Consider the following 26,377-nt stretch of genomic DNA (forward strand, 5'->3'; position numbering starts at 1 on the left):
AGATGACCCTCTCCCCACACACCCCCAGCGCCCCCGCAGCGGACGGCTCCACCGGGGTCCCTGACCGGCCCTTCGACACCGTCCTCGTCGCCAACCGCGGCGAGATCGCCTGCCGCGTCATCCGGTCGGTCCGCGCCCTGGGGCTCCGTTCGGTCGCGGTCTACAGCGACGCCGACGCCGGAGCGCGCCACGTGCTCGAGGCAGACCTCGCCGTGCGGATCGGGGGAGCAGCGCCTGCCGAGAGCTACCTCTCCATCCCCGCCGTCGTCGAGGCCTGCCGGCGCACGGGCGCGGGCGCCGTCCACCCCGGCTACGGCTTCCTCAGCGAGAACGCGGCCTTCGCCGAGGCACTCGACGAGGCGGGGATCGTCTTCATCGGACCGTCCGTGCACGCACTGGGCATCATGGGTGACAAGATCCGCTCGAAGAACCACGTCGCCGGCTTTCAGGTGCCGATCGTCCCCGGGATCGCCGAGCCCGGACTCACCGACGAGGCACTCCTCGCCGCCGCGGACGTCGTCGGTTTCCCCCTGCTGATCAAGCCCTCCGCGGGCGGCGGCGGCAAGGGCATGCACGCCGTCCACCACTCCGAGGACCTCCCCGAGGTGCTCGTCACGGCGCGCCGTGTCGCCGCCCGCGCCTTTGGGGACGACACCCTGTTCCTCGAGCGGCTGATCGAACGCCCCCGCCACATCGAGGTGCAGGTCCTCGCGGACGGCCACGGCAACGTCATCCACCTCGGCGAACGCGAGTGCTCCCTGCAGCGCAGGCACCAGAAGGTCATCGAGGAGGCGCCCTCCGCGCTGCTCGACGCCGCGACGCGACGCCGCATCGGCGAGGCGGCCTGCAGCGCCGCCCGCAGCGTCGACTACACGGGGGCCGGCACGGTCGAGTTCCTCGTCTCCGACGCCGCGCCGGACGAGTTCTTCTTCATGGAGATGAACACGCGGCTCCAGGTGGAGCACCCCGTCACGGAGCTGGTCACCGGGGTGGACCTCGTCGCGTGGCAGATCCGCATCGCCGCCGGCGAGGAGCTGTCCCTCCGGCAGGAGGACATCGTCCTCACCGGACATGCCGTCGAGGCACGGGTCTACGCGGAGGACCCCGAGGCCGGCTTCCTGCCCTCCACCGGCACCGTCGTCGCGCTCGGCGAGCCGGCGGGCGAGGGCATCCGGGTGGACAGTTCGCTCCTGAACGGCGGAACCGTCTCGTCGTCGTACGACCCGATGCTCGCCAAGGTCATCGCCTGGGGCGCGGACCGGCGCCAGGCACTCGACCGCCTCGACGCCGCGCTCGCGGACACCGTGGTGCTCGGCGTGGACACCAACATCGAGTACCTGCGCCTGCTGGTCACGGACGACGACGTCCGTGCCGGACGGCTCGACACCACGATGATCGAGCGGAAGCTCCCTGATCTCACCTTCCGGCGCGTGGCGGGCGAGGATCTCGCGCTCGCCGCCGTCCTCCTCGTCGAGGCGGAGCCCGTCGTCCCGGGTGGCTCGCCCTGGCACCGCGCGGACGGCTTCCGCCTCGGCACCCCGAGGCCCCGTGCCATCACGCTCGAGGTCGGGAGCGTCACGGAGACCGTCCTGCTGCAGGGAGCCGAGCACGGCTGGATCGCCACAATCGGGGAGACCCGCGTCCACCTCGAGGTGGTGGGGAACGGGGTGATCCTCGACGGGATCCGTTCGCCACGGTCCTTCGCCGTCGACAGCGATACCGTGTGGCTGGGCGACGCCGGATGGTCCGCCCGCGTACGCCGTCCCTCGCGCCGGGAGCTGCTGGATGCCGCCCTCGCCCGCATCAGCCGCGAGGACGGGGCTGCGGATCCGCTCGTCCGCAGCCCCATGCCCGGCACCGTCGTGTCCGTGTCGGTGGAGGACGGCGCGACCGTGCAGGTCGGCGACGTCCTGCTCGCCGTCGAGGCCATGAAGATGGAGCACCAGCTCACCGCCGCCGTCTCCGGCGTCGTCCGCCTGTCCCTGAAGCCCGGGGACCTCGTCAGGGCGCAGCAGGTCGTCGCGAGCATCGACGCCCCCGACCCGGCACCCGATCAGACAGCCAGTCCCGCAGAACAGCCCACGGAAGGGAACGCAGCATGAATTTCGAACTGAGCGAGGAGTACCAGGACCTCGTCGACACCGTCCGCGAGTTCGCGGACGAGGTCGTGGCCCCGGTGTCCGCGAAGCACGACGCCGAGCACAGCTTCCCCTACGAGGTCGTCAAGCAGATGGGCGACATGGGACTCTTCGGCCTGCCGTTCCCCGAGGAGTACGGGGGGATGGGCGGCGACTACTTCGCCCTGTGCCTCGCGCTCGAGCAGCTGGCCCGCGTGGACCAGTCCGTGGCGATCACCCTCGAGGCCGGGGTGTCCCTCGGCGCCATGCCCGTCTACCGATTCGGCACCGAGGAGCAGAAGCAGCAGTGGCTGCCCTCCCTCGCCTCCGGTGCGGCGCTCGGCGGCTTCGGCCTCACCGAGTCCGAGGCCGGTTCCGACGCCTCGGGGACCAAGACGACGGCGAAGCTCGAGGACGGCGCCGGCGGATCCGAGTGGGTCATCAACGGCACCAAGGAGTTCATCACCAACTCCGGCACCGACATCACCTCGCTCGTGACGGTCACCGCCGTGACCGGGACGAGCGAGCGCCCGGACGGCACGGTGAAGAAGGAGATCTCCACTCTCCTCGTCCCGTCCGACACGCCGGGCTTCACCGCCGAGAAGGCCTACAACAAGGTGGGCTGGAACGCGTCGGACACGCATCCGCTGACGCTCAAGGACGTCCGGGTGCCCGAGGCGAACCTCCTCGGCACCCGCGGTCGCGGCTACGCCAACTTCCTGCAGATCCTCGACGAGGGCCGCATCGCCATCGCCGCACTCGCCACGGGTGCCGCCCAGGGCTGTGTCGAGCAGTCCGTCAGGTACGCGGGGGAGCGCATGGCCTTCGGCAGCACCATCGGCGCCTACCAGGCCATCCAGTTCAAGATCGCCCGCATGCAGGTCCGTGCCCACACCGCGCGCCTTGCCTACTACGACGCCGCCGCGCGGATGCTCGCCGGGAAGCCCTTCAAGACCCAGGCCTCGATCGCGAAGCTCGTCGCGGGTGAGGCGGCCATGGACAACGCCCGGGACGCGACACAGATCTTCGGCGGCTACGGGTTCATCAACGAGTTCGTGGTGTCCAGGCACTACCGTGACTCGAAGATCCTCGAGATCGGCGAGGGGACCACGGAGGTCCAGCTCATGCTCATCGCGAGGGACCTCGGACTCTGACCGCAGCGGACGGTGACGGCGACGTGAAGGAGAAGCAGTGATCAACAAGGTGGTCGGCAGTGCGGCGGAGGCCGTGGCGGACATCCCGGACGGCGCCTCGCTCGCCGTCGGCGGGTTCGGTCTGTGCGGGATCCCGGTGACGCTCATCGACGCCCTGCACGCGCAGGGGACGGCGGAGCTCGAGACGGTCAGCAACAACTGCGGCGTGGACGGCTGGGGCCTCGGGATCCTCCTGTCCGATCACCGCATCCGACGGACCATCAGCTCCTACGTCGGCGAGAACAAGGAGTTCGCGCGCCAGTACCTCTCGGGCGAGCTCGAGGTGGAGCTCACGCCGCAGGGCACGCTCGCCGAGAAGCTCCGGGCGGGCGGCGCGGGCATCCCCGCCTTCTACACGACGGCGGGGGTCGGCACGCAGGTCAGTGAGGGCGGCCTGCCGCAGCGGTACGACGCCGAGGGGAACATCGCCGTCGCCTCCCGGGCCAAGGAGGTGCGGTCCTTCGACGGGGTCGACTACGTGCTGGAGGAGTCGCTGCGGCCCGACTACGCCCTGGTGCATGCCTGGAAGGGGGACCGGCACGGCAATCTCGTCTTCCACGCCACCGCGATGAACTTCAACCCGCTCTGCGCGCAGGCCGGACGGATCACCATCGCAGAGGTCGAGGAGCTCGTCGAGCCGGGCGAGCTGGACCCCGCACAGGTCCACACACCCGGGATCTTCGTGCAGCGCGTCGTCGTCGCCGGCGACGTGGAGAAGCGCGTCGAGAAGCGGACCGTCTCGATCGCCGGCAGCCCCGATCCGCAGGCCGGCCTCAACGCACCCGAAGGAGCATGACGATGGCGCTCACCCGCAACGAGCTCGCCGCGAGGGTCGCCCTGGAGCTCGAGAACGGCCAGTACGTCAACCTCGGCATCGGCATGCCCACGCTCATCCCGAACTACATCCCGGACGGCGTCGAAGTGGTGCTGCACTCGGAGAACGGCATCCTCGGCGTGGGACCCTACCCCGCGGAGGACGCCGTCGACCCCGACCTCATCAACGCCGGCAAGGAGACCGTGACCGCGAACGCGGGTGCCGCCTACTTCGACTCGGCCGCGTCCTTCGGCATGATCCGCGGTGGCCACGTGGACGTCGCCGTGCTCGGTGCCATGGAGGTCGCCCGGAACGGCGACCTCGCGAACTGGATGGTGCCGGGGAAGATGGTCAAGGGCATGGGCGGTGCCATGGATCTCGTCTTCGGCGCTAAGCGGGTGATCGTCATGATGGAGCACGTCGACCGTGCCGGACGCCCCAAGATCGTCGAGGCGTGCTCACTGCCGCTGACGGGCAAGGGCTGCGTGAACCGCATCGTCACCGACTTCGCCGTGATCGATGTCGAGGCGGACGGCCTCGTGCTGCGCGAGACGGCGCCCGGTGTCACGGTCGACGACGTGGTGGCGGCGACGGGCGCACCGCTGCGGATCGCCCTCACGGACGCCGCGGCGTGACCGCTCCCGGCGCCCCGTCGGGCGACACCGCCGGCACAGCGCCCGACCGGCGCATCATCGAGCAGCGTGGACTCTACCTCGACGAGCTCGAGGTGGGGACCGTCTACGCCCACCGGCCGGGCCGCACCCTCACCGAGGCGGACAACGTCCTGTTCACGACCCTCACCATGAACACCCAGGCCCTGCACCTCGATGCCGCCTGGTCCGAGGGCCAGCCGTTCGGCCAGCGGCTCGTCAACTCGATGCTGACCCTCGCGACGCTCGTCGGCCAGTCGGTCTCGCAGCTGACGCAGGGCACCATCGTGGCGCAGCTGGGGCTGACCGACGTCTCCTTCCCGAAGCCGCTCTTCCACGGGGACACCCTGTACACGGAGACGGAGATCACCGGTGTCCGAGCGTCCTCGTCCCGGCCCGGCCAGGGCATCGCGACCATGACCCACACCGGACGCAACCAGCACGGCGACGTCGTCGCCACCGCCACCCGCTCGGTGCTCATGTGGTCCTCGACGGCGGTCCCACCGGCGGTCCCACCGACAGTCTCACCGACGGTTCCGACGACGGTCCCGAGGACAGTCGCCCAGGAGCGATCATGAGCGGCATCCAGCTCGGACCCGCACTGCTCTTCTGCCCGGCCGATCGCCCCGAGCGCTACGCGAAGGCAGCGGAGCGGTCGGACACGGTCATCCTCGACCTCGAGGACGCCGTCTCTCCCGCCGCGAAGCCGGCCGCCCGGGAGGCGCTTGCCGCCTCGTCGCTCGATCCCGCCCGGACCGTGGTCCGCCTGAACGCCGTCGGCACGGCCGACTTCGCCCTCGACTGCGAGGCCGTCCGCGGCACGCCCTACCGGACGGTCATGCTGGCCAAGACCGAATCACCGGAGGACGTCGACGCCGTCCGCTCGGCCCTCGGCGGTGTCGACGTCATCGCCCTCTGCGAGACCGCGCGCGGCGTCGTGAACGCCGTGGGGATCGCCCGCGCGGAGGGTGTCACCGCGCTCATGTGGGGCGCGGAGGACCTGGTCGCCTCCCTCGGCGGCACGTCCAGCCGCTCGTCGGACGGCATGTACCGCGCCGTGGCCCTGCACGCGCGCTCGCAGGTGCTGCTCGCCGCCGGGTCGGCGGGCCGCACGGCCGTCGACGCCGTGTACGTGGACATCGCCGATGCCCGAGGCTTGAGCCTGGAGGCCGGGGACGCCGTCGCCTCGGGATTCGGCGCCAAGGCCTGCATCCACCCGGGCCAGGTCTCAGCCGTGCGCACGGCATTCGCGCCGGCAGACGCCGACGTCGAGCACGCCCGGGCGCTGCTCGCCGCCGCCGAGCACGAGCGCGGGGTCTTCACCTACGAGGGGCGCATGGTCGACGAGCCCATCCTCCGGCACGCCCGGAGCGTGCTGGCCAGGGCCCGCGCCTGACGGTCGGGCTCCTGCGGGATACTGGTCCCATGGATTTCAGCAACCCGACCCGGGAGCACCGGCGCGTCACCGTCCTCGGTTCCACCGGTTCCATCGGCACGCAGGCCCTCGACGTCATCGCCGCCGCGCCGGGCAGGTTCAGCGCCGCCGGGATCAGCGCGGGCGGGCGGGATCCGGAGCTCCTCGCACGCCAGGCCGTCGCCGTGCGGGCCCCTGCGGTCGGCGTCGCCACCGGCAGCGAGGCCGGGCTCGAGCAGGCCATCGGCAGGGCAGCGGACGAGGCCGGCGTGTCCGGCTACGCACCCCGGCTCTTCGTGGGGGACCGGGCGGCCTCGGACGTCGCGGCGTGGCCCGACGCGGACGTCGTCCTCAACGGCATCACCGGATCCATCGGCCTGGAGCCCACGCTGGCGGGGCTGGGGGCCGGCCACCTCCTCGCGCTCGCCAACAAGGAATCCCTCATCGCCGGTGGGGCGCTCGTCCGGGCGGCGGCCGCCCCCGGTCAGCTCGTCCCCGTGGACTCCGAGCACTCCGCCATCGCCCAGGCCCTCCGCGGCGGGACGGCGGACGAGGTGGACCGGCTCGTGCTGACGGCGTCCGGCGGTCCCTTCCGCGGCATGACGCGCGCACAGCTGCAGGACGTCTCGCCGGCGCAGGCCGTCGCCCACCCCACCTGGGACATGGGCCGCGTCATCAGCACCAACTCCGCGTCGATGGTGAACAAGGCCCTCGAGGTCATCGAGGCGCACCTGCTGTTCGACATCCCGCTCGAGCGCATCGACGTCGTCGTGCACCCGCAGTCCATGATCCACTCCATGGTCCAGTTCATCGACGGATCCACGCTCGCCCAGGCATCCCCGCCGGACATGCGCCTGCCCATCGCCCTCGGCATCGGGTGGCCGTTCCGCGTGGCCGGATCCGCCCGCGCCTGCGACTGGAGCCGCCCGTCGGAGTGGACCTTCGAGCCGCTCGACGAGGAGGCCTTCCCCGCCATCGTCCAGGCCAAGCGGGCGGCAGCCGAGGGCGGCACCCGCATGGCGGTGTTCAACGCCGCGAACGAGGAGGCCGTCGAGGCGTTCCACCAGGGAGCCATCGGCTTCACCGACATCGTGGACATCGTGTCCGCCGTCGTCGACGAGCAGCGCCGCCTGGACGCGGATGCAGGAACTGCGCTGACCCTGGCCGCCGTGCTCGAGGCGGAGCGGTGGGCACGTACGCGGGCGCGGATCCGTTGTGGGGTGGTGGAACCAGCGGCCGGGGCGGCCGCTGCCGAAGATCTGAAGGACACGTTGTGACCGTTCTGCTGTTCATCGCCGGCGTACTCTTCGTCGTCGTCGGCATCGCCGCGTCGATCGCCCTGCACGAGGTGGGGCACCTGGTGCCCGCGAAGCTGTTCCGGGTCCGCGTCACGCAGTACATGGTGGGATTCGGGCCGACCGTCTGGTCCCGCCGCCGCGGGGAGACCGAGTACGGGTTCAAGGCGATCCCGGCAGGCGGCTACGTCTCGATGGTGGGCATGTTCCCGCCCGCCACGACGGAGTCCGGAGCCGTGCGGCGGTCCAGCACGGGCGTCTTCCAGCAGCTCACCGACGACGCGCGCCAGGCGGCCGCGGAGCAGCTGCAGCCCGGCGACGAGAACCGTGTCTTCTACAAGCTGCCCATCTGGAAGCGCATCATCATCATGCTCGGTGGTCCGCTGATGAACCTGCTGATCGGGACCGTGCTGTTCGCCGTCCTGATCATGGGCTTCGGCACCGCGCAGCCCACCACCACGCTGTCCTCCGTCTCCGAGTGCGTCGTCCCCGCGAGCCAGCAGGCCGCGACGGGCCAGACCGAGTGCACGCCGGCCGATCCGGCCGCCCCCGGCTACGAGGCGGGACTGCTGCCCGGGGACCGGATCGTCGCCTTCGACGGCCGGGAGGTCGCCGACTGGGACTCCTTCTCGGGCTGGATCCGCGAGGCCGCGGGCCGCGAGGTGTCCATCAGCTACGTGCGCGACGGCGAGACCATCGAGTCGACCATCACCCCCCTCCTGACGGAGCGGCCCGTCGCCTCGGAGGACGGCACGCCGGTGGTGGACGACGACGGCGTGGCGGTGACGCAGGAGGTCGGCTTCCTCGGCGTCGGGTCCACGCAGGAGCTCGTCCCGCAGCCCGCGGGTGAGGTGCTGCCCGCCGTGGGCGATTCCCTCGCCCGGGTGGCCGGGGTGGTGCTCAACCTGCCGCAGCGTGTCGTCGAGGTGGGTCAGGCCGCGTTCTCCGACGCGCCGCGCGATCCCGAGGGGCCCATCAGCGTGGTGGGTGTCGGGCGGATCGCCGGCGAGATCTCGGCGATGGAGGAGATCCCGGTGGCGTCCCGGGCCGCAACGCTCATCGGCCTGGTGGCCGGCGTGAACCTGGCCCTGTTCGTCTTCAACCTGATCCCCCTCCTCCCGCTCGACGGCGGACATGTGGCGGGGGCCCTGTGGGAGGGATTGAGGAGGGCATTCGCCCGCCTGGTCCGGCGTCCCGATCCGGGGCCGTTCGACATGGCGAAGCTCCTCCCGCTCACCTACGCGGTGGCGATCCTGCTGATGGGCATGGGCGTACTCCTGATCTACGCCGACATCGTGAAGCCGGTCGATCTGTTCGGCTGACCGGTTGTAAACCGTATTTCAACCTTATATGGTTGATGAATGTTCGTCCTCACCATCGACCAGATCGGCAGCCGGAGCTCGACCGACCGGATCCCTGAGCTGCTCACGCTCCTCCGTCCGGTACCGACGGTCCTGCCGTGGGAGCGGTCGGTCGGTGACGAGGCCCAGGGCGTCCTCGCCGGGGCACCCGACGTCGTCCAGGCGGTGCTCCTGTGCCTCCGCGCGGGTGGTTGGTACGTCGGCATCGGCGTCGGGGAGGTCGACACGCCGCTGCCCGCCTCCCCCCGGGAAGGACGCGGCTCGGCCTTCGTCCACGCCCGGACCGCCGTCGACCGTGCGAAGAAGACGGGGGAGCGCGCGCCGCTCGCGGTCGAGGGGCCCGATGGCGCAGCCGAGGCGGAGGGCGTCCTGGCTCTCCTCGGGCGCCACGTGCTGGCGCGGTCGGAGGCCGAGTGGCGCATCCTCGACCTCCTCGAGCCGGGCGTGCGCGGCACGCAGACCGCCGTCGCCCGCACGCTGGGCATCACGCCGCAGGCCGTGAGCAAGGCCGCCGCCAGGGCGGCCTGGCACGAGGAGCAGGCCGTGCGACCCGCGGCGGCGCGGCTCCTGGCCTGGGTGGACCGCGACGCCGGGACGCCGTGACGCCCGACGCCGTGACGCCGTGACGCTCGACGGCGGGACGCCGTGACGCTCGACGGCGGGACGCCCGACGCCGGGACGCCCGACGCCGGGACGCCCGACGTTGGGAAGCCGTGACGCCGGGACGCCCGACGCCTGTCCCGCGACGGAGCTCAGCGGTGGCCGTGATCGTGGGTGCCGTGCGGTAGACATGGAGCAGGACGGCCAGGCCGGGCGTCCGGACGGTTGCGGAAGGGGAATCGATGGAGGCTCTGTGGATCGTCGTGGCCCTGCTCGCAGCGGGCGGCGTCGGACTGCCCGTGACCATGCTGGTGCTGCGCCTGGCCCGCTCGGTCGACACCGCGGAGCGCCGCCGCGCAGAACCCCCCGAGCCCGCCGACCAGCCCCAGTTCGAGCTGCCGGAGCCGCCCGCCGAGCCTCCGAGGGCGCCGGTGGACGCCCTTCCGCCGGGCGTCCTGCGCGGCGGGCTGGTGATCGGGGTGCTCGAGCGCCTCGCGGTCACCGTGGCGATCCTCGGCGGGCAGCCGGTCGCGATCGCCTACGTCGTGGCGGTGAAGGCCCTGGGCAGGTACGCGGAACTGAAGGAGTCACCCGCGGCCTCGGAGCGCTTCATCATCGGGACCCTGGCCTCCATGCTGTGGGCCGCCGGCGTCGCGTCGGTCGTCAAGGTCTACCTGCTGTGATTCACGTAGGGTGAGGCCATGAGTATCTTCGCCGTCGAATACGTGTACAACCCCGATCACGAGGAGCTCCGCGCGGAGCACCGCCCCGCGCACCGCCAGTGGCTCGAGGAGCTCGTCGGGCAGGGCCGCGTCCTCGCCTCAGGGCCCTTCACCGACGGCAGCGGCGCGCTCCTGGTGTTCTCCGCCGAGACGGAGGCGGATCTCAACCAGCTCGTCAGCGAGGACCCCTTCGCGCTGGTCGGCGCCATCTCGGCCGTGCAGACCACGGAGTGGAACCCGGTCATCGGGGCGTTCCGCGACCGCGTATGAGCACCGTGTGAGATGTATCGCGGGCGGCCCGTGAAGCTCCGGGCCGGGTGGATAATGAAATCAGGAATCTCGTCACACGAGCGGTTCAGGCCGCCAGCATGGAGGATGTTTTGACCTCGGTCAGCCTAGGAATGCCAGCAGCACCGCCGCCCGTCCTCGCCCCCCGGCGCAAGACCCGCCAGATCAAGGTCGGATCGGTGGGTGTGGGCTCGGATTCACCGATCAGCATCCAGTCGATGACCACCACGCCGACCACGGACATCAACGGGACGCTGCAGCAGATCGCGGAGCTCACGGCCACGGGCTGCGACATCGTCCGGGTCGCCTGCCCGTCCGCCGACGATGCCGCGGCGCTGCCCATCATCGCGAAGAAGTCCCAGATCCCCGTCATCGCGGACATCCACTTCCAGCCCAAGTACGTGTTCGCCGCGATCGACGCCGGGTGCGCCGCCGTCCGCGTCAACCCGGGCAACATCCGCAAGTTCGACGACCAGGTCAAGCAGATCGCCGCGGCGGCGAAGGCCGCCGGCACCTCGATCCGCATCGGCGTCAACGCCGGCTCGCTCGATCCCCGGCTCATGGAGAAGTACGGCAAGGCGACGCCCGAGGCCCTCGTCGAGTCCGCCGTGTGGGAGGCGTCCCTCTTCGAGGAGCACGATTTCCACGACTTCAAGATCTCCGTGAAGCACAACGACCCCGTCATCATGGTGCGGGCCTACGAGCTCCTCGCCGAGCGCGGCGACTGGCCGCTGCACCTCGGCGTCACCGAGGCCGGCCCCGCCTTCCAGGGCACCATCAAGTCCGCCACGGCCTTCGGCGCCCTGCTCTCCAAGGGCATCGGCGACACCATCCGCGTCTCGCTCTCCGCCCCGCCGGTCGAGGAGGTCAAGGTCGGCAACCAGATCCTGCAGTCCCTGAACCTCCGTCCCCGCAAGCTGGAGATCGTCTCCTGCCCGTCGTGCGGCCGCGCCCAGGTGGACGTCTACACGCTCGCCGAGGAGGTCACCGCCGGCCTCGAGGGCATGGAGGTGCCCCTGCGCGTCGCGGTGATGGGGTGCGTCGTCAACGGTCCGGGTGAGGCCCGCGAGGCCGACCTCGGCGTCGCGTCCGGCAACGGCAAGGGACAGATCTTCGTCCGGGGAGAGGTCATCAAGACCGTCCCCGAGGACCAGATCGTGGAGACACTCATCGAGGAAGCGATGCGGCTCGCAGAGGAGATGGGTGAGGCTGATGGCGAAACTGCTGGCCAGGGTGGCCCCATGGTTACCGTTAGCTAAACCCCAGGCCGATCCCGAAGGGCCGTGGTCCTTCCGCGTCCTCGGTGAACAGGACACCCGGGACCTCTGGGCGATCGTCAACGAGGACCCGGTGGCCAACGTGTTCGTGGCTTCGCACCTCGAGTCGAGGGGGAGTGCCGCGCCGTCGCTCGCGGGCGGGGAGATCGTCGGCATGTTCCGGCACAACGAGCTGCGCGCCGCGTGCTGGGCGGGCGTCAACCTCGTGCCGGTCGGCGTCACGGACGAGACCGGGGCCATCTTCGGTGACCACCTCGGGCGCTCCGGCCGCACCTTCTCCTCCATCTTCGGACTCTCCGAGGGCGTCATGGACCTCTGGTCCACCCTCGAGGACTACAGCGGAGAACCCTTCGACGTGCGCCCCACCCAGCCGCTCATGGCCATCCACTCCGACCCGCTCATCGCACCGGCCGAAGACCTCCGCTTCACCCGGCCCGAGGAGCTCGACCGACTCCTGCCCGCCTGCGCGGCGATGTTCGAGGAGGAGGTGGGCTACTCACCGTTCATCGGTGGATCGGACCACTACCGCCGTCGTGTCGCCTCGCTCATCGGACGGAAGCACTCCCTGGCGGCGTTCGACGACGACGGCAGGGTGGTCTTCAAGGCCGAACTGGGCACGGTGTCCTCCCAGGCCGTGCAGGTGCAGGGCGTGTGGATGAACCCCGACCACCGGGGCGAGGGACGCAGCGCGGCCTACATGGCCGCCGTCGTCGTCGCCGCCCGTTCCCTGGCACCGACGGTGAGCCTCTACGTGAACTCCTACAACGCACGCGCCATCGCCGCGTACAAGCGCGTGGGGTTCGATCAGGTGGACACCTTCGCAACCATCCTCTTCTGAGGAGCCGTCCACGGGGCGCCGGTCGCGTGCCCGGCCCGGCGGACCGACCCGCTAGATTGGTACCTGTTGTCTCCCGCCGGACGGCGGTGGGACCGATGGCAGCGCACCACCCAGACGAACGGACACCCGCGTGGTCTTACGACTCTCGACCCTCTTCCTGCGCACCCTGCGCGAGGATCCCGCCGACGCCGAGGTGGCGAGCCACCGCCTCCTCCTCCGCGCGGGCTACATCAGGCGTGCCGCCCCCGGGATCTACAGCTGGCTGCCGCTGGGACTGAAGGTGCTGGCGCGGGTCGAGGCGATCGTCCGCGAGGAGATGGAGGCGATCGGCGCGCAGGAGGTCCACTTCCCGGCGCTGCTCCCCAAGGAGCCCTACGAGGCCACCAACCGCTGGACCGAGTACGGCGACGGCATCTTCCGCCTCCAGGACCGCAAGGGCGCGGACTACCTCCTGGCGCCCACGCACGAGGAGATGTTCACGCTGCTGGTGAAGGACCTGTACACCTCCTACAAGGACCTTCCCGTCAGACTGTTCCAGATCCAGACCAAGTACCGCGACGAGGCGAGGCCCCGCGCGGGACTCCTCCGCGGCCGCGAGTTCATCATGAAGGACTCCTACTCCTTCGACATCGACGACGAGGGCCTCGAGGCGAGCTACCAGCTGCACCGGGGAGCCTACCTGCGGATCTTCGAGCGTCTCGGGCTCGACGTCGTCCCCGTCACCGCGACGGCCGGGGCCATGGGCGGGTCCAGGAGCGAGGAGTTCCTCCACCCCACGCCGATCGGCGAGGACACCTTCGTGCGCTCCGCCGGCGGATACACCGCCAACGTGGAGGCCGTGACGACGGTGGTCCCCGAGCCCATCGACTTCTCCGCTGCGCCCGCCGCCGAGGTGAGGGACACGCCCGACACCCCCACCATCGACACGCTCGTGGCCCACGCCAACGCCTCGGCGCCGCGCGAGGACCGTGCCTGGACGGCGGCGGACACGCTGAAGAACGTGGTGCTGGCCGCCGTCCTGCCCACCGGCGAGCGGGAGATCGTCGTCGTCGGCGTCCCCGGTGACCGGTCCGTGGACCTCAAGCGCATCGAGGCGACCATCGCCGGCCACCTCGAGACGGGCGGGGAAGTGGCCGTGGAGGCTGCGAACGAGGATGACCTGAAGAAGAACCCCGGACTGGTCAAGGGCTATATCGGCCCCGGCCTCACCCCCGGGGACGCAGTGCTCGGCGCCGACGCGTCCACGGGCCTGCGCTACCTCGTGGACCCCCGGATCGTCAGCGGTACCGCCTGGATCACCGGCGCCAACGAGCAGGGCAGGCACGTGTTCGGACTCGTGGCCGGCCGCGACTTCACCTGGGACGGAACCATCGAGGCCGTGGAGGTGCGCGAGGGCGACGAGGCTCCCGACGGCTCCGGCCCGCTGGTGGCGGCCCGCGGCATCGAGATGGGTCACATCTTCCAGCTCGGCCGCAAGTACGCGGAGGCACTCGGCCTCAAGGTCCTGGACCGGAACGGGAAGCTCGCCACCGTGACCATGGGCTCCTACGGCGTGGGCGTCACCCGCGCGATCGCGGCCCTCGCGGAGGCCAACCACGACGATCGGGGACTGATCTGGCCCCGCCACGTCGCCCCCGCGGATGTGCACGTCGTGGCAACGGGCAAGGGCGCCGAGATCTTCGAGGCGGCCGGGAAACTCGCCGTGGACCTCGAGGCCGCCGGTCTGACGGTGCTCTACGACGACCGTCCGAAGGTCTCGCCCGGCGTGAAGTTCGGAGATGCGGAGCTCATCGGCGTCCCGACGATCGTCGTCGTGGGCCGTGGGCTCGCCGACGGGGTCCTCGAGGTCAAGGACCGCCGCACGGGCGAGGCGCAGAACGTCGCGGTGGCGGACGCCGTCGCGCTGGTGCGCGGCATCGCCGCAGACTAGCGGCGATGTTCCCCGTGGGCTCGGGACTCGAGGAACTGCACCTCGCGACCATCCTGCTGGTCCTCGTCGCCGGGTTCGCGGCGGGCTGGGTGGATGCCGTCGTGGGCGGCGGGGGCCTGCTGCAGCTCCCGGCTCTGCTGCTGGTGCCCGGGATCACACCCGTCGAGGCCCTCGCCACCAACAAGCTGGGCTCCATCTTCGGGACGACGACGAGCGCGGTCACCTACTACCGGCGCGCCCATCCGGACCTGCGGACGGCACTTCCCATGGCGGCGATCGCCCTCGCGGGCAGTTTCGGCGGTGCCATCCTCGCCGCGTCGCTGCCGTCGTCGGTCTTCAAGCCGATCATCGTGGTCGCCCTCGTCGCCGTCGCGATCTTCACCGCGCTGAAGCCGTCCGTGGGGACCCTCACGCAGCTGCGGCACCGAGGGGTCCGCCACTACGGCACGGCGGCAGGCATCGGACTCGTCATCGGGTTCTACGACGGGCTGATCGGCCCGGGCACGGGATCCTTCCTCATCATCGCGATGGTCACGCTGCTGGGGTACAACTTCCTCGGCGCCAGCGCCAAGGCGAAGATCGTGAACATGGCGACCAACTTCGGTGCCCTCATGTTCTTCCTGCCCAACGGATCCATCCTGTGGGGCCTCGGCCTGCTGCTCGGCGTCGCGAACATGGCCGGCGGCTACACGGGCTCCCGCATGGCGATCAGCCAGGGCAGCAGGTTCATCCGCATCGTGTTCCTCGCCGTCGTCGGCGCGCTGATCATCAAGCTGGGCTACGACGTCTGGGTGGAGAACATCCGTCCGCTGATGGCGTCCGCCTGATCCCTGCGGGTTTTCCCTGCCCGGTGACTCCTTCCGGGCCGTTCCTGGCGGGCGCCTCCTACAGGGCGGGCAGGTCCCCGACCGCCGGCAGGCCGTCCAGCGTCCTGCCGAGCACCGAGCTCGCGACCCAGAGCGAGCGCTCGGCGTCGCCGGTCCGCCCGTGACCGAGGTAGGAGAGCGCGTTCCTGACCTCCCGCACCACGGTCCAGCCGCGCGCCAGCTCCCCGTCGAGGCCCGCTGCCGCGGCGAGGGCGGAACAGTGTGACCGGAGGTGGCCGGCCGGATCCGTCCCGTCGAGCTCGCCGAGCCTGTTCCACAGCATGGGCGCGACGGCGTACTCCGCATCACCGAGGACGGGTTTGGGGTCGATCGCGGCGAAGTCGCGCAGCTGCCCCGGTGTCGACGGCAGGAGATTCTCGTAGTGCAGGTCGGTGTGCACCAGCACGTCCCGCTCGGACCGCCGGCCGAGCACCCCCCGCGACTGGCACACCTCGAGGGCGGACTCCATGAGCCACCGCGGGAAGGGTTCGCCGAGTTCGTCCCAGCGTGCCGGCAGGGTGTCCGTCCACTGCTCGGCCTCGGAGGCCAGGTGCGGGAAGGATGCCCAGAGCGGGCTGTCGCCGGGCGTGATGGACAGCAGACGGACCACATCCGCCCAGGGCCCCGGGGTGTCGTCGAGGGGTACGTCACGCAGCGACCGGTCGCCGTCGAGCCGGTCGAGCAGCAGGGCGAAGTCAGGGCGTGAGGCCGCGAGCAGGGTCACTGCACCGTGCCCGTCCCACAGCTCCAGTGCGTCCGGCTCGGGCCGGGCCTCCTCGTGCGGGATCGTGATCTTGAGGACCGCCGCCGCGGGGCCGGTCGTCCTCCGGCGGGTCACCGGCAGGACGACGGCGCACTGTCCGGCCCACGCCGGCTGACCCGGCTGCAGGTCGAGCTCCAGGTCCCAGGCGGCGAGCCGATCCATCAGGATGGTGCTCCACTCCCGCGTCCACCGTGCACCACCCTCGATGGTGCGGGCACTGGCCGCGAGGCGCGGAGGCAGCTCCGGCGGCCCGGCGACGGACTGTCGAGGCGGATGGCCGTGCTCAGCCATCACCGGGCTCCGATGGGCCGGAAGATGGCCCGTCCGCGGGGCGGCCGGCGGCAGGGACGCCGCCGGAGGGTGCGGTGCTGCCGGGCGCGGCGCCGTCGGCGGGATCCGCGGCACCCTCCAGGCCGGGGAGCGCCGTCAGCGGCGTTCCGGCGTCGAGGCTGCGCTGCACGGCCGCGTTGTAGGAGGTGACGGCCCAGGCGCGCGCATCGGGTCCGACGGTGGCGAGGAGGTCGACGTAGAAGACGGCATGGTCCTGCTCGAGCTCCCTCACGGCTCCCGCCGGATCTGTGCGGAACGCCGTGCTCAGCGCGTGACCCGCAGGCGCGGGATCGCTCGGCGCGCACAGCAGGGCCAGGCGCTCGGCTGCTGCGTCTGCCGCAGCCCGGTGGACACCCGACCGCGCAAGGGCGTCGCCCGGTTCCGGGAGCAGGGCGGCCGCGACATCGTACCCGTAGGCGGCGCGCTCCTCGGCGGCCTTGGCCTCCCGCAGGGCCTCGCGATCCGCGTCCGGGCCCAGGGGAGTGTCCGTGCAATCGACGTCGGGGTCCACCGTGCCCGCTCCACCGGAGGGCGCCTCCGACGGACCGGGATCGGCTCCCGGTGCCCCCGTCGGCGGGGTCGCGGCGGGCGGGTCGGAGTGCCCGGAAGGAGGGGATGACGGGGCGTCCGGTCCGCCGGGCAGCCCGGAGAAGATACCGGTCCCGGCGGCCAGATCGGTCGCGGGGACGGCATCGGCCGGAGGGAGACCGGGGTCGGCGTCGAGGAGCACGGACAGCAGCACGGCGTTCCGCCACTGGTTCGCTCCGGCTGCGGCGAGCACGCGGCCCGGACCCGGCTCGGCCTGCGCCGCATCGCGGAGGCTGCGGAGCGCACTTTCCCGGAGCCCGGCGAGGACCGCACGGCCGTCGGCCGTCACCACCGGGCCGGGCGTCGAGGACCGTCCCTGGGACGGCAGGATGGGTCCCGATCCCTCGGGGTCCCGCGTCGGCGGTACGGGAGAGCGCGGCAGGGCGACGGCGTCCGCCTGCACCTCGAGGTCCTCGGCGATGGCCACGAGGACGTCCGCAGCGACCGGATCGAGGGCCGCGGCGGACCGCGCGTCCGCCGCCAGCGCGGTGAAGCCCGCCTCGGCGTCGAGCTGTGCCTGTTCGGTGGGGGAGTAGGACGGCGCGTGGGGTTCGGGCTGCCTTACGCCCAGGCCGAGGCCGACGACGAGGAGCACGACGACGAACAGGCCGACCAGCCGGACGGCCCAGCCGGCGGCCCGGCGCAGGCCGGAGGTCTTGCGCCCTCCGCGCGCCCGATCGCCGCCCTTCCGCCCCCGTACAGTCACAGTCCCCGATGATGCCACGGAGGGCCGCGTTCCCCCCGGTCACACACCGGGCGCCACGGAATGTCGGTACTCTTGGTGGACAACATCATCGAGTGGGAGGCAGCCATGGCGGTCCGGTCCGGGAACGAAAATCAAGCCTCGACCCGCAAGACGGCCGTCGAGGCCGAACTGCAGGCCGAGGCGCAGCGCCTGCGGACCAGGCTGCAGCCCGTGGTGGAGCAGCACAACCTCTATCTGGAGGATGTGGACATCAAGGTCGCCGGCTCGCACCGCACGGTGCACGTGGTCGTCGACCTCCCCGAGGAGGCCTCCGGCAGCGTCGGCCTCGATGTGATCTCCGCCATCTCCACCGATCTCTCCGCCGCCATGGACAGTGACCCGGACGACGACGACCGCCCGTACAGCCTCGAGATCTCTTCGCCCGGTGTCTCGCGGCCCCTGACGGAACCGCGGCACTGGCGCCGCAACGTCGGGCGCCTGGTGGAGGTCAAGCCGGTCACCGGCGACGTGGTGGTCGGCAGGCTGCAGGAGGTCACCGCCTCCGGTATCCGGCTCCTCCCGCAACTGCCGGTCAAGAAGGGCATGAAGCCGAAGCAGGGCGACCCCCTCGCGCTCGAGTTCGCCAAGATCCGCAAGGGGACCGTGCAGGTCGAATTCGCGCATCTCGATGATGAACACACCGACCACACCGATGGGGCCGAACCGGATTCCTCCGGCGCCGAGCACCACGCGTAAGGAGATCCACATGGACATCGACATGAGCGCCCTGAGGCTGCTCGAGCGCGAGCGGGAGATCCCGCTCGACAAGCTCATCCCGACGATCGAGCAGGCACTGCTCATCGCCTATCACCGCTCCCCGGGGGCACAGGAGACCGCACGCGCGGAGCTCGATCGCCGCAACGGTCACGTCACCATCTGGGCGACGGAGAAGAACGACGACGGCGAGAGCGTCGGCGAATTCGACGACACCCCGAGCGGCTTCGGCCGTATCGCGGCGAGCACGGCACGCCAGATCATCCTGCAGCGACTGCGTGACGCGGAGGACGAGAACATCCTCGGCGAGTTCCGTGGCAAGGAGGGCGAACTCGTCGCCGGCATGATCCAGCAGGGCAACAACCCGCACATGATCCAGGTGAACCTCGGGTCCGTCGAGGCCGTCCTGCCGCCGCCCGAGCAGGTCCCCGGCGAGAAGTACCTGCACGGCACCCGGCTCCGTGCATTCGTCGTGGATGTCCACCGTGGCATGAAGGGGCCCTCGATCACGCTGTCGCGGTCCCATCCCGGCCTGGTCCGGAAGCTCTTCGAGCTGGAGGTGCCGGAGATCGCGGACAGGACCGTCGAGATCGTGGCCCTGGCGCGCGAGGCGGGTCACCGGACGAAGATCGCGGTCAAGGCCAACGTCCCGGGCGTCAATGCGAAGGGTGCATGCATCGGGGAGATGGGGACGCGGGTCCGTGCAGTCATGAACGAGCTCAACGACGAGAAGATCGACATCGTGGATTACAACGACGACGCCGCGGCCTTCATCGCCAGCTCGCTGTCGCCGTCGCGCGTCACCTCCGTCACGATCACGGACGAGGCCACGCGCTCCGCCCGCGTCGTCGTGCCGGACTACCAGCTGTCCCTCGCCATCGGCAAGGAGGGCCAGAACGCGCGCCTGGCGGCGAAGCTGACCGGGTGGCGGATCGACATCGTGTCCGATGCCGCGCAGCCCGCGCAGGCGGCGAAAGCCTGACCTGTCCGGTCTCCCGGAACGGTCGGAAGGGGTAGAATGAAAGGGACTGCTGTCGAGTCGCGCCCGGACGACGTCGGTTCACGACGGGGATCCGGGCACCATCCGGCGGATGCCCATCCCGTACGCACCTGCGTGGGATGCCGCCGGCGGGACCGCCAGTCACACGTGATGCGGGTCGTTGCACGACCGATGGACGGACAGATCGTCGCCGTCATCGATGAGCGGCGCCGGCTATCCGGACGGGGTGCTTGGCTGCACCCCGACCCGGCATGCATGGACACGGCCATCAAGCGGAGGGCCTTCAGCAGGGCCTTCCGCGGGCCGGTGGACACTGCGCAGTTGGCAGTGGACTTCCAGGCATACCTGGGGCGTCTGAACCGAGGCCCCGATTCACCACCGTCCTCCCTGAAAGCGGGTCAGCACCCTCATGGAAACCCGATGAGAACCCAGCGATGAGTGCGCAACGATGACCAATCCGTTGCGCTCTGCATTCGATCTGCCAGCCGCCCTCGCGACTGGGATCAGCAGTAGGAAATAGACGGTTCGTGCCTGACTCGGTGCGGACCGAGACAGGAGAAATGTGGCCAAGGTCCGCGTACACGAGCTCGCGAAAGAGCTCGGTATAACCTCGAAAGACGCAGTCGCAAAACTGCAGGAACTGGGCGAATTCGTCCGTTCAGCCTCGTCCACCATCGAGGCCCCCGTCGTGAAGAAGCTTCGCGGCGCCTTCCCCGATGCCGGTGGCGCCAAGACCGCCCCGGCACCCGCACCCTCACGTCCCTCGGCGCCCACGCCGTCGGGCCCGAAGCCGGGAGCCGCCCAGGCAGCACCCGAAGCGTCGGCACCCGCAGCCCCAGCACCGGCCGCACCGGTGGCGCCGGCAGCCCCGGTGGCAGCAGCCCCGGCCGCTCCGCAGGCATCGCCGTTCTCGAACGGTGCCGCGCCCGCTGACGTCCCCACCCCCGCCGCCCAGGAGGCTCCCGCGCCGACCCAGCAGGGTTCGCAGGAGGAGTCGGGCCGTCCCGGCCCCCGTCCGGCCACGCCGCCGGCGGCGCCGTCCGCAGGGACGACGCGCCCGTCGGGTGCCCGTCCCGGTGGAGCTCCCCGCCCGGGCAACAACCCGTTCGCGCCCTCGCAGGGCATGGGTTCGCGCCGCGGCGACACCGACCGTCCCGAGCGCACCTCGCGTCCGGGCAACAACCCGTTCGCGCCCTCGCAGGGGATGCCGCGACCGGGTCGTCGTGACGATGCGCAGCAGCGCCCCGCCGCCGGTCCCGGTGGACCCCGTCCCGCTGCCGGTGCAGGTGGACCCCGTCCCGCGGCAGGCGCCGGCGGTCCCCGTCCGGGCGCACCGCGTCCCGGCGCTCCCCGTCCGGGCGGCGCACCCGGATCACGCCCCACCCCGGGCATGATGCCCAACCGCACCGAGCGTCCCGCTGCCCCCGGCCGCGGAGCACCGGGAGCGGGAGCCGGTCCGCGCCGCGGCCCCGGTGGTGCCCCCAACAGCCCGAGCGGTGCACCCGCGGGCGGCGGCTTCGGCAAGGGCGGCCGCGGACGCGGCGGCACCGCCGGTGCCTTCGGCAAGGGCGGCGCCGGTCGCGGCAAGCAGCGCAAGTCGAAGCGTGCGAAGCGGCAGGAACTCGAGCAGATGTCGGCTCCCTCGCTGGGCGGCGTCAGCGTACCCCGTGGGGACGGCAACACCGTCGTCACGATGCGCCGGGGCTCGTCCATCACGGACTTCGCCGACAAGATCGAGGCGAACCCCGCAGCACTGGTGACCGTGCTCTTCCACCTCGGCGAGATGGCCACGGCCACCCAGTCGCTGGATGAGGACACCTTCGAGGTCCTGGGAACCGAGCTCGGCTACAAGATCCAGGTCGTGTCCCCCGAGGACGAGGAGCGCGAGCTCCTCAGCAGCTTCGACATCGACTTCGATGCGGAGCTCGAGGCCGAGGGTGACGAGGACCTGGAGGCCCGTCCGCCGGTCGTCACGGTCATGGGCCACGTCGACCACGGTAAGACGCGACTGCTCGACGCCGTCCGTAACACCAAGGTCGTCGAGGGCGAGCACGGTGGCATCACCCAGCACATCGGTGCCTACCAGATCCAGCACGTCCACGAGGACTCCACGCGGGCCATCACCTTCATCGACACTCCCGGTCACGAGGCGTTCACCGCCATGCGTGCCCGTGGTGCGAAGGTCACGGACATCGCCGTGCTCGTCGTGGCCGCGGACGACGGCGTCATGCCGCAGACCGTGGAGGCGCTGAACCACGCCCAGGCAGCCAACGTGCCGATCGTCGTCGCCGTCAACAAGATGGACAAGGAGGGCGCGAATCCGGACAAGGTCAAGGGCCAGCTCACCGAGTACGGTCTGGTCCCCGAGGAATACGGTGGCGACACCATGTTCGTCCACGTCTCCGCGCTCCAGGGCATGGGCATCGACGAACTGCTCGAGGCAGTCCTGCTCACGGCCGACGCCGCGCTGGACATGCGGGCCAACCCGAACAAGGACGCCCGCGGCATCGCGATCGAGGCCAACCTCGACCGCGGCCGGGGTGCCGTCGCAACGGTGCTCGTGCAGTCCGGAACGCTGAACGTCGGCGACACGATCGTCGCCGGTACGGCCCACGGCCGTGTGCGAGCGATGTTCGACGAGAACGGCGACGTCGTCACCAAGGCGGAGCCGTCGCGTCCCGTCCAGGTGCTGGGTCTGTCCAACGTGCCCCGCGCCGGTGACACGTTCTTCGTCACGGACGACGAGCGCACCGCCCGTCAGATCGCCGAGAAGCGTGAGGCAGCGGACCGCAATGCGGCCCTCGCCAAGCGCCGCAAGCGCATCAGCCTCGAGGACTTCGACCAGGCCGTCGCCGACGGCAAGGTCGACACCCTCAACCTCATCCTCAAGGGTGACGTCTCGGGTGCCGTCGAGGCCCTGGAGGACTCGCTGCTCAAGATCGACGTCGGCGAGGGCGTGCAGCTGCGCGTCATCCACCGCGGCGTCGGTGCGATCACGCAGAACGACGTCAACCTGGCGACGGTCGACAACGCGATCATCATCGGCTTCAACGTCAAGCCGGCCGAGCGCGTCGCCGACCTGGCCGAGCGCGAGGGCGTCGACATGCGCTTCTACTCGGTCATCTACGCCGCGATCGACGACATTGAGCTCGCCCTCAAGGGCATGCTCAAGCCGGAGTACGAGGAGGTGCAGCTCGGTACCGCAGAGGTCCGCGAGGTGTTCCGTTCCTCCAAGTTCGGCAACATCGCCGGTTCGATCGTCCGGTCGGGCATCATCCGACGGAACTCGCGGGCCCGTGTCCTGCGCGATGGCAAGGTCATCGGGGACAACCTCTCCGTGGACTCGCTCAAGCGCTTCAAGGACGATGCCACCGAGGTCCGGACGGACTTCGAGTGCGGTATCGGCCTGGGGTCGTTCAACGACGTCAAGGAAGGCGACACCATCGAGACCTTCGAGATGCGGGAGAAGCCCCGCGTCTAGGCCGTAGGTCAGCACAGGCGCTCCGGTCCTCCGGGGCGCCTGTGCCTGTCGCACCACCGGGACCCGCAGGTCGGGTCCCCCCACCAGACCAGCTTCAGTAGGAGTATCAGCAATGGCAGATCCGGCCCGCGCCGCGCGGCTCGCGCAGCGCATCAAAGTCATCGTCGCCGAGGCGCTCCGGCGTCGCGTGAAGGACCCCCGGCTGGAAGCCGTGACCATCACCGACGCGCGCGTCACCAACGACCTCCAGCACGCCACGCTGTACTACACGGTGCTGGGCGACCCGGAGGAGCAGCAGGCCACGCGCATGGCGCTCGAATCCGCCCGGGGGGTCCTTCGCTCGGAGGTCGGCAAGAACATCACCGCCCGGCTGACGCCCACGCTGGAGTTCGTCCCCGACGAGGTGCCGGTCAACGCCAGCCACCTCGAGGAACTGCTGCAGAAGGCACGCGAGCGTGACGCGGAGGTCGCCGCCATCGCCCAGGGCGCGGACTTCGCCGGGGACGCGGACCCGTACCGCACCTCGGAGGACGACGAGGCGGCCCACTAGGATCCTCATCCCGTCCGTTCCACGGATGGGATGCACTGCGACGGCAGCCGATCTCCTGGTCGGCTGCCGTTCGCGTACCCGGGGCATCGGAGCTCGTCCGGAACCGCCTCGGAGGTCGCCGGGAGGAGCCGGGGGAGCGTCGGCTCCCCGGCCCGAAGAGGGCTGACCCTGCGGGCAGTCCGCGTCGGCCGGATCAGGGCCGACGCGGCGGCGCGGGTAGCCTGGACAGGCCCTCGACGAGATCCGCGGTCCGTCCGCAGAGGGCGATCCGCACCCACCCCTCACCCATCGAGCCGAAGGCCGTACCCGGCGCGAGGGCCACTCCGTGCCCAGCGAGGAAGGACCGTGTCCAGCCGCGGACATCCCCGCCCGTCGCGTGGCGGAGGTCCGCCCACAGGTAGAAGGCGCCCCGGGCGTCGAGGTAGTCGATGCCCAGCCGGTCCAGCACGGCGGTCGCCTCGTCGCGATTGGCCCTGTAGTGGTCGAGGGCGGTCCTGACGTAGTCCTGCGGACCCGTGAGCGCGGCGAGTCCGGCGTACTGGGAGGCGGCCGAGACGCAGGAGACCGTGGCCTCCATGACGTTGCTGAGGACGGCCTCCATCCCGGGCGGGACCACGAGGGCGCCGATGCGCAGCCCGGTGAGTCCGTAGGTCTTCGAAAGGGTGAGGGAGGTGATGACCCTGGCCTCCGTGGCCTCGGCGACGGCCTCGGGGCCCCCTGCGTCGAACCGTGCGGGGCTGACGTGCGGCACGTCGTAGGTGAAGGCCTCGTAGCATTCGTCGGAGATGATCCAGAGATCGTTCCGATGCGCGAACTGCACGAGCGCGCGCGTCAGGTCGTGGCTGAACACCGAGCCCAGCGGGTTCGACGGGGAGTTGAGCATGAGCACGCGTGTCCTCGGGGTGACGAGGCCCTGCAGATCCTCGATGCGCGGCTGGAAGCCGTGGTCGGGGACCAGGGGATAGGGCACCGGCCGGCCGCCCAGGAGTCCGACCGTCATCGTGAAGGTCGGGTACCCGGGATCGGGGACGAGGACCTCGTCCCCTTCGCCGATGAGGGTGCTGAGCGCCAGATGGAGGCCCTGCTGCGCTCCGGCGACGACGAAGATGCGTGACGGGTCTTCGTCGACGCCCGCGAGGCTCGCGAACCTGGACGCGAAGGCCGCACGGACCGGGCCGATGCCCGCGTTGGGGGTGTAGTTGGTGTCGTCCCGGTCGAGGGCGGCCATACCGGCCTCCAGGACGTGGCGGGCGACAGGGAAGGCCGGTTCGCCGATGCTCAGGACGATCGAGTCCGGGACCGCCCAGGCCGCCTGCGTGATCTCGCGGATCTGGTTGACCGGGACATTCGCCACGCGGGCGGGAGCGGAGGGCATAGGCAGTAGGGTATCGCGGGCCGGCCGGCGGCGGGCACCCCCGCCGTCGTGCTGGGCACCCCGAAGACGCGACGGGCTGCCGGAGTCCCGGTGAGCGTCCCGGGTCGGCGACGGCAGCAGGGACCGCACTGCCGCGCCCATATACTGGGAGGCGTGAATGCAGGGCAGGTCCACTCAGGGCTCATCATCGTGGACAAGCCACAGGGCTGGACCAGTCATGACGTCGTCGGCCGCATGCGACGGCTCGCCGGGACCCGCAAGGTGGGCCACGCGGGCACCCTCGACCCGATGGCCACCGGGGTGCTCGTCATCGGCATCAACCGCGCGACGCGGCTCCTCACCTACATCGTCGGCACGACCAAGACCTACACGGCGACGATCCGCCTGGGGCAGTCCACGATCACCGACGACGCCGAGGGCGAGATCACCGGCGGCAGCATCGCGGCCGCCGTGACCGAGGACGAGATCCGGTCCGCGATCGCCGACCTCACGGGCGACATCGAGCAGGTGCCGAGCAGCGTCAGTGCCATCAAGGTCAAGGGCGAGAGGTCCTACGCCCGCGTCCGGGCCGGCGAGGACGTCGACCTGCCGTCCCGACCGGTCACCATCCACCGCTTCGACGTCCATTCGATCCGTCGCGTGAACAACGGGCGGCTCCAGGACATCGACGTGACGGTCGAGTGCAGTTCCGGCACCTACATCCGCGCCCTCGCCCGCGACCTCGGCTCCGCCCTCTCCGTCGGCGGACACCTGACGGCGCTCCGCCGCACCCGAGTGGGCCCCTACTCGATCGAGCAGGCGCGCACGCTCGAGCAACTCGCGGAGGACCTTTCCGTCCTCCCCCTCGACGACGCGGGCCGGGCGCTCTTCCCCGTCCGGGACCTGTCCGAGGCCGAGACCGCGGACGTGTCCCACGGGCGGAGGATCGAGCCCAGTGCCCGGGCGGAGGTCCCCGTCGCGGCGTTCGCCCCCGATGGCACCCTCGTGGCGCTGCTCGAGAACCGTCACGGTTCCGCACGGACCATGCTGGTCTTCGCGCCCGGCGGGAAGGAGTGACCATGGACCCGTTCTTCCTCGTCGGCGTCATCGTCTGCGCTGTCGCTGCCCTCCTGTGCATCGGCGCCGGCCTCCTGCGTCAGCCCCCGAACGACATCACCATCCTGTCCACCGCGGCCGTCGAACTGTTCCTGCTCGCGTACACGGTGGGTGCGGTGATCCGGCAGCTGACGGGGGAACCGGTGCTCGGTGAGGCCTGGGAGTTCTGGGGCTACCTGCTGACCGCGCTCCTCGTGCCCGTCGGCGCCTTCTGGTGGTCCATCCTCGAAAAGACCCGCTGGAGCAACTTCGTGCTCGCGGCCTCCGCACTCACGGTGTTCGTCATGCTCTTCCGCATGGAACAGATCTGGGACGGGGTGGCAGGACTGTGACCGACGATCGGAACCACGAGGACCGCGCAGGCGGTCGGG

25 protein-coding genes are annotated in these 26,377 nt (G+C 70.9%); 22 read left to right on the forward strand and 3 right to left on the reverse strand.

Going from position 1 to position 26,377, the window contains the following annotated elements:
* Positions 1-2: 2 nt before the first annotated feature.
* The 15 genes from FNH21_RS13990 (at position 3) to FNH21_RS14060 (ending at position 15,326) form a co-directional block, all read left to right on the forward strand.
* Entirely contained in the window at positions 3-2,102 is a 2,100-nt protein-coding gene (locus tag FNH21_RS13990; RefSeq protein WP_152816688.1) for an ATP-binding protein, read from the forward strand.
* Positions 2,099-3,271: an acyl-CoA dehydrogenase family protein gene (locus tag FNH21_RS13995; RefSeq protein WP_055772607.1), complete on the forward strand. Its 1,173-nt coding sequence runs from the start codon at positions 2,099-2,101 to the stop codon at positions 3,269-3,271. The genes FNH21_RS13990 and FNH21_RS13995 overlap by 4 nt, the downstream gene beginning before the upstream one ends.
* Positions 3,272-3,308: 37 nt before the next feature.
* On the forward strand, positions 3,309-4,106 hold the full coding sequence (locus FNH21_RS14000) for a CoA transferase subunit A (protein ID WP_191931994.1): 798 nt from the start codon (positions 3,309-3,311) through the stop codon (positions 4,104-4,106).
* Positions 4,107-4,108: 2 nt separating this feature from the next.
* Entirely contained in the window at positions 4,109-4,759 is a 651-nt protein-coding gene (locus FNH21_RS14005) for a CoA transferase subunit B (RefSeq protein WP_152816770.1), read from the forward strand.
* Complete coding sequence (locus tag FNH21_RS14010) at positions 4,756-5,352, forward strand: MaoC/PaaZ C-terminal domain-containing protein (protein WP_191931995.1); 597 nt, start codon at positions 4,756-4,758, stop codon at positions 5,350-5,352. The genes FNH21_RS14005 and FNH21_RS14010 overlap by 4 nt, the downstream gene beginning before the upstream one ends.
* A complete protein-coding gene (locus tag FNH21_RS14015) occupies positions 5,349-6,170 on the forward strand; it encodes an HpcH/HpaI aldolase/citrate lyase family protein (RefSeq protein WP_152816689.1) in 822 nt (273 codons plus the stop codon). Before FNH21_RS14010 ends, FNH21_RS14015 begins: the two co-directional genes overlap by 4 nt.
* 29 nt (positions 6,171-6,199) lie before the next feature.
* Positions 6,200-7,465 carry a 1-deoxy-D-xylulose-5-phosphate reductoisomerase gene (dxr, locus tag FNH21_RS14020; protein WP_152816690.1) on the forward strand — a complete coding sequence of 422 codons (1,266 nt, stop codon included), beginning with the start codon at positions 6,200-6,202 and terminating at the stop codon, positions 7,463-7,465.
* The gene (locus FNH21_RS14025; protein ID WP_191931996.1) at positions 7,462-8,805 is read left to right on the forward strand and encodes a site-2 protease family protein; all 1,344 of its coding nucleotides are present in this window, start codon (positions 7,462-7,464) and stop codon (positions 8,803-8,805) included. Before dxr ends, FNH21_RS14025 begins: the two co-directional genes overlap by 4 nt.
* Before the next feature lie 39 nt (positions 8,806-8,844).
* Entirely contained in the window at positions 8,845-9,447 is a 603-nt protein-coding gene (locus FNH21_RS14030; RefSeq protein WP_152816691.1) for a MarR family transcriptional regulator, read from the forward strand.
* 239 nt (positions 9,448-9,686) lie between these two features.
* On the forward strand, positions 9,687-10,127 hold the full coding sequence (locus FNH21_RS14035) for a hypothetical protein (RefSeq protein ID WP_152816692.1): 441 nt from the start codon (positions 9,687-9,689) through the stop codon (positions 10,125-10,127).
* 18 nt (positions 10,128-10,145) lie between these two features.
* Positions 10,146-10,436, forward strand: a complete 291-nt coding sequence (locus FNH21_RS14040; protein ID WP_152816693.1) for a YciI family protein — start codon at positions 10,146-10,148, stop codon at positions 10,434-10,436.
* A 110-nt stretch (positions 10,437-10,546) separates the two neighbouring features.
* The gene (gene ispG / locus FNH21_RS14045; protein ID WP_055772581.1) at positions 10,547-11,713 is read left to right on the forward strand and encodes a flavodoxin-dependent (E)-4-hydroxy-3-methylbut-2-enyl-diphosphate synthase; all 1,167 of its coding nucleotides are present in this window, start codon (positions 10,547-10,549) and stop codon (positions 11,711-11,713) included.
* Positions 11,667-12,569, forward strand: coding sequence for a GNAT family N-acetyltransferase (locus FNH21_RS14050; protein WP_152816694.1), 903 nt, complete (start codon positions 11,667-11,669; stop codon positions 12,567-12,569). The genes ispG and FNH21_RS14050 overlap by 47 nt, the downstream gene beginning before the upstream one ends.
* 130 nt (positions 12,570-12,699) lie before the next feature.
* On the forward strand, positions 12,700-14,499 hold the full coding sequence (locus FNH21_RS14055) for a proline--tRNA ligase (RefSeq protein ID WP_191931997.1): 1,800 nt from the start codon (positions 12,700-12,702) through the stop codon (positions 14,497-14,499).
* 14 nt (positions 14,500-14,513) lie between these two features.
* The gene (locus tag FNH21_RS14060; protein WP_191932014.1) at positions 14,514-15,326 is read left to right on the forward strand and encodes a TSUP family transporter; all 813 of its coding nucleotides are present in this window, start codon (positions 14,514-14,516) and stop codon (positions 15,324-15,326) included.
* Between the two features lie 58 nt (positions 15,327-15,384).
* Here the strand turns inward: FNH21_RS14060 and FNH21_RS14065 are convergent, their stop codons facing one another.
* Both FNH21_RS14065 and FNH21_RS17440 read right to left on the reverse strand, forming a co-directional pair.
* Positions 15,385-16,419: an aminoglycoside phosphotransferase family protein gene (locus FNH21_RS14065; RefSeq protein ID WP_152816696.1), complete on the reverse strand. Its 1,035-nt coding sequence runs from the start codon at positions 16,417-16,419 to the stop codon at positions 15,385-15,387.
* On the reverse strand, positions 16,412-17,752 hold the full coding sequence (locus FNH21_RS17440) for a DUF4439 domain-containing protein (protein ID WP_152816697.1): 1,341 nt from the start codon (positions 17,750-17,752) through the stop codon (positions 16,412-16,414). The genes FNH21_RS14065 and FNH21_RS17440 overlap by 8 nt, the downstream gene beginning before the upstream one ends.
* 105 nt (positions 17,753-17,857) lie before the next feature.
* On the opposite strand from FNH21_RS17440, the gene FNH21_RS14075 reads away from it, so the two are divergent.
* From FNH21_RS14075 to rbfA, 5 genes are all read left to right on the forward strand, one after another.
* Positions 17,858-18,487: a ribosome maturation factor RimP gene (locus tag FNH21_RS14075; protein WP_152816773.1), complete on the forward strand. Its 630-nt coding sequence runs from the start codon at positions 17,858-17,860 to the stop codon at positions 18,485-18,487.
* A 10-nt stretch (positions 18,488-18,497) separates the two neighbouring features.
* Positions 18,498-19,487, forward strand: coding sequence for a transcription termination factor NusA (nusA, locus tag FNH21_RS14080; protein ID WP_152816698.1), 990 nt, complete (start codon positions 18,498-18,500; stop codon positions 19,485-19,487).
* Between the two features lie 168 nt (positions 19,488-19,655).
* A complete protein-coding gene (locus tag FNH21_RS14085; RefSeq protein ID WP_241743267.1) occupies positions 19,656-19,943 on the forward strand; it encodes a YlxR family protein in 288 nt (95 codons plus the stop codon).
* A 124-nt stretch (positions 19,944-20,067) separates the two neighbouring features.
* Complete coding sequence (infB, locus tag FNH21_RS14090; protein ID WP_191931998.1) at positions 20,068-22,986, forward strand: translation initiation factor IF-2; 2,919 nt, start codon at positions 20,068-20,070, stop codon at positions 22,984-22,986.
* Between the two features lie 112 nt (positions 22,987-23,098).
* A complete protein-coding gene (gene rbfA, locus FNH21_RS14095) occupies positions 23,099-23,536 on the forward strand; it encodes a 30S ribosome-binding factor RbfA (protein WP_152816700.1) in 438 nt (145 codons plus the stop codon).
* Positions 23,537-23,729: 193 nt separating this feature from the next.
* On the opposite strand, the gene FNH21_RS14100 is transcribed toward rbfA, so the two are convergent.
* Entirely contained in the window at positions 23,730-24,911 is a 1,182-nt protein-coding gene (locus FNH21_RS14100) for a pyridoxal phosphate-dependent aminotransferase (protein ID WP_152816701.1), read from the reverse strand.
* 153 nt (positions 24,912-25,064) lie between these two features.
* Between FNH21_RS14100 and truB the strand changes: the two genes are divergently transcribed.
* Both truB and FNH21_RS14110 read left to right on the forward strand, forming a co-directional pair.
* Positions 25,065-25,967, forward strand: a complete 903-nt coding sequence (truB, locus tag FNH21_RS14105; protein ID WP_191931999.1) for a tRNA pseudouridine(55) synthase TruB — start codon at positions 25,065-25,067, stop codon at positions 25,965-25,967.
* A gap of 2 nt (positions 25,968-25,969) precedes the next feature.
* A complete protein-coding gene (locus FNH21_RS14110; protein WP_152816702.1) occupies positions 25,970-26,338 on the forward strand; it encodes a hypothetical protein in 369 nt (122 codons plus the stop codon).
* The last annotated feature ends 39 nt before the right edge of the window (positions 26,339-26,377 follow it).

This window comes from Arthrobacter bussei, assembly GCF_009377195.2.
In the GTDB taxonomy this organism is placed as follows: domain Bacteria; phylum Actinomycetota; class Actinomycetes; order Actinomycetales; family Micrococcaceae; genus Arthrobacter_D; species Arthrobacter_D bussei.

Bases quoted from the DNA above. Each gene is read 5' to 3' on its own strand.
- FNH21_RS14005 (WP_152816770.1), top strand. From the start codon at position 4,109: ATGGCGCTCACCCGCAACGAGCTCGCCGCGAGGGTCGCCCTGGAGCTC.
- FNH21_RS14035 (WP_152816692.1), top strand. From the start codon at position 9,687: ATGGAGGCTCTGTGGATCGTCGTGGCCCTGCTCGCAGCGGGCGGCGTC.
- FNH21_RS14085 (WP_241743267.1), top strand. From the start codon at position 19,656: ATGCGGGTCGTTGCACGACCGATGGACGGACAGATCGTCGCCGTCATC.
- dxr (WP_152816690.1), top strand. From the start codon at position 6,200: ATGGATTTCAGCAACCCGACCCGGGAGCACCGGCGCGTCACCGTCCTC.
- FNH21_RS14050 (WP_152816694.1), top strand. From the start codon at position 11,667: ATGGCGAAACTGCTGGCCAGGGTGGCCCCATGGTTACCGTTAGCTAAA.
- FNH21_RS14110 (WP_152816702.1), top strand. From the start codon at position 25,970: ATGGACCCGTTCTTCCTCGTCGGCGTCATCGTCTGCGCTGTCGCTGCC.
- FNH21_RS14075 (WP_152816773.1), top strand. From the start codon at position 17,858: ATGGCGGTCCGGTCCGGGAACGAAAATCAAGCCTCGACCCGCAAGACG.
- rbfA (WP_152816700.1), top strand. From the start codon at position 23,099: ATGGCAGATCCGGCCCGCGCCGCGCGGCTCGCGCAGCGCATCAAAGTC.
- FNH21_RS14030 (WP_152816691.1), top strand. From the start codon at position 8,845: ATGTTCGTCCTCACCATCGACCAGATCGGCAGCCGGAGCTCGACCGAC.
- FNH21_RS14015 (WP_152816689.1), top strand. From the start codon at position 5,349: ATGAGCGGCATCCAGCTCGGACCCGCACTGCTCTTCTGCCCGGCCGAT.
- nusA (WP_152816698.1), top strand. From the start codon at position 18,498: ATGGACATCGACATGAGCGCCCTGAGGCTGCTCGAGCGCGAGCGGGAG.
- FNH21_RS13990 (WP_152816688.1), top strand. From the start codon at position 3: ATGACCCTCTCCCCACACACCCCCAGCGCCCCCGCAGCGGACGGCTCC.
- FNH21_RS14040 (WP_152816693.1), top strand. From the start codon at position 10,146: ATGAGTATCTTCGCCGTCGAATACGTGTACAACCCCGATCACGAGGAG.
- FNH21_RS13995 (WP_055772607.1), top strand. From the start codon at position 2,099: ATGAATTTCGAACTGAGCGAGGAGTACCAGGACCTCGTCGACACCGTC.
- FNH21_RS14065 (WP_152816696.1), bottom strand. From the start codon at position 16,419: ATGGCTGAGCACGGCCATCCGCCTCGACAGTCCGTCGCCGGGCCGCCG.
- FNH21_RS14100 (WP_152816701.1), bottom strand. From the start codon at position 24,911: ATGCCCTCCGCTCCCGCCCGCGTGGCGAATGTCCCGGTCAACCAGATC.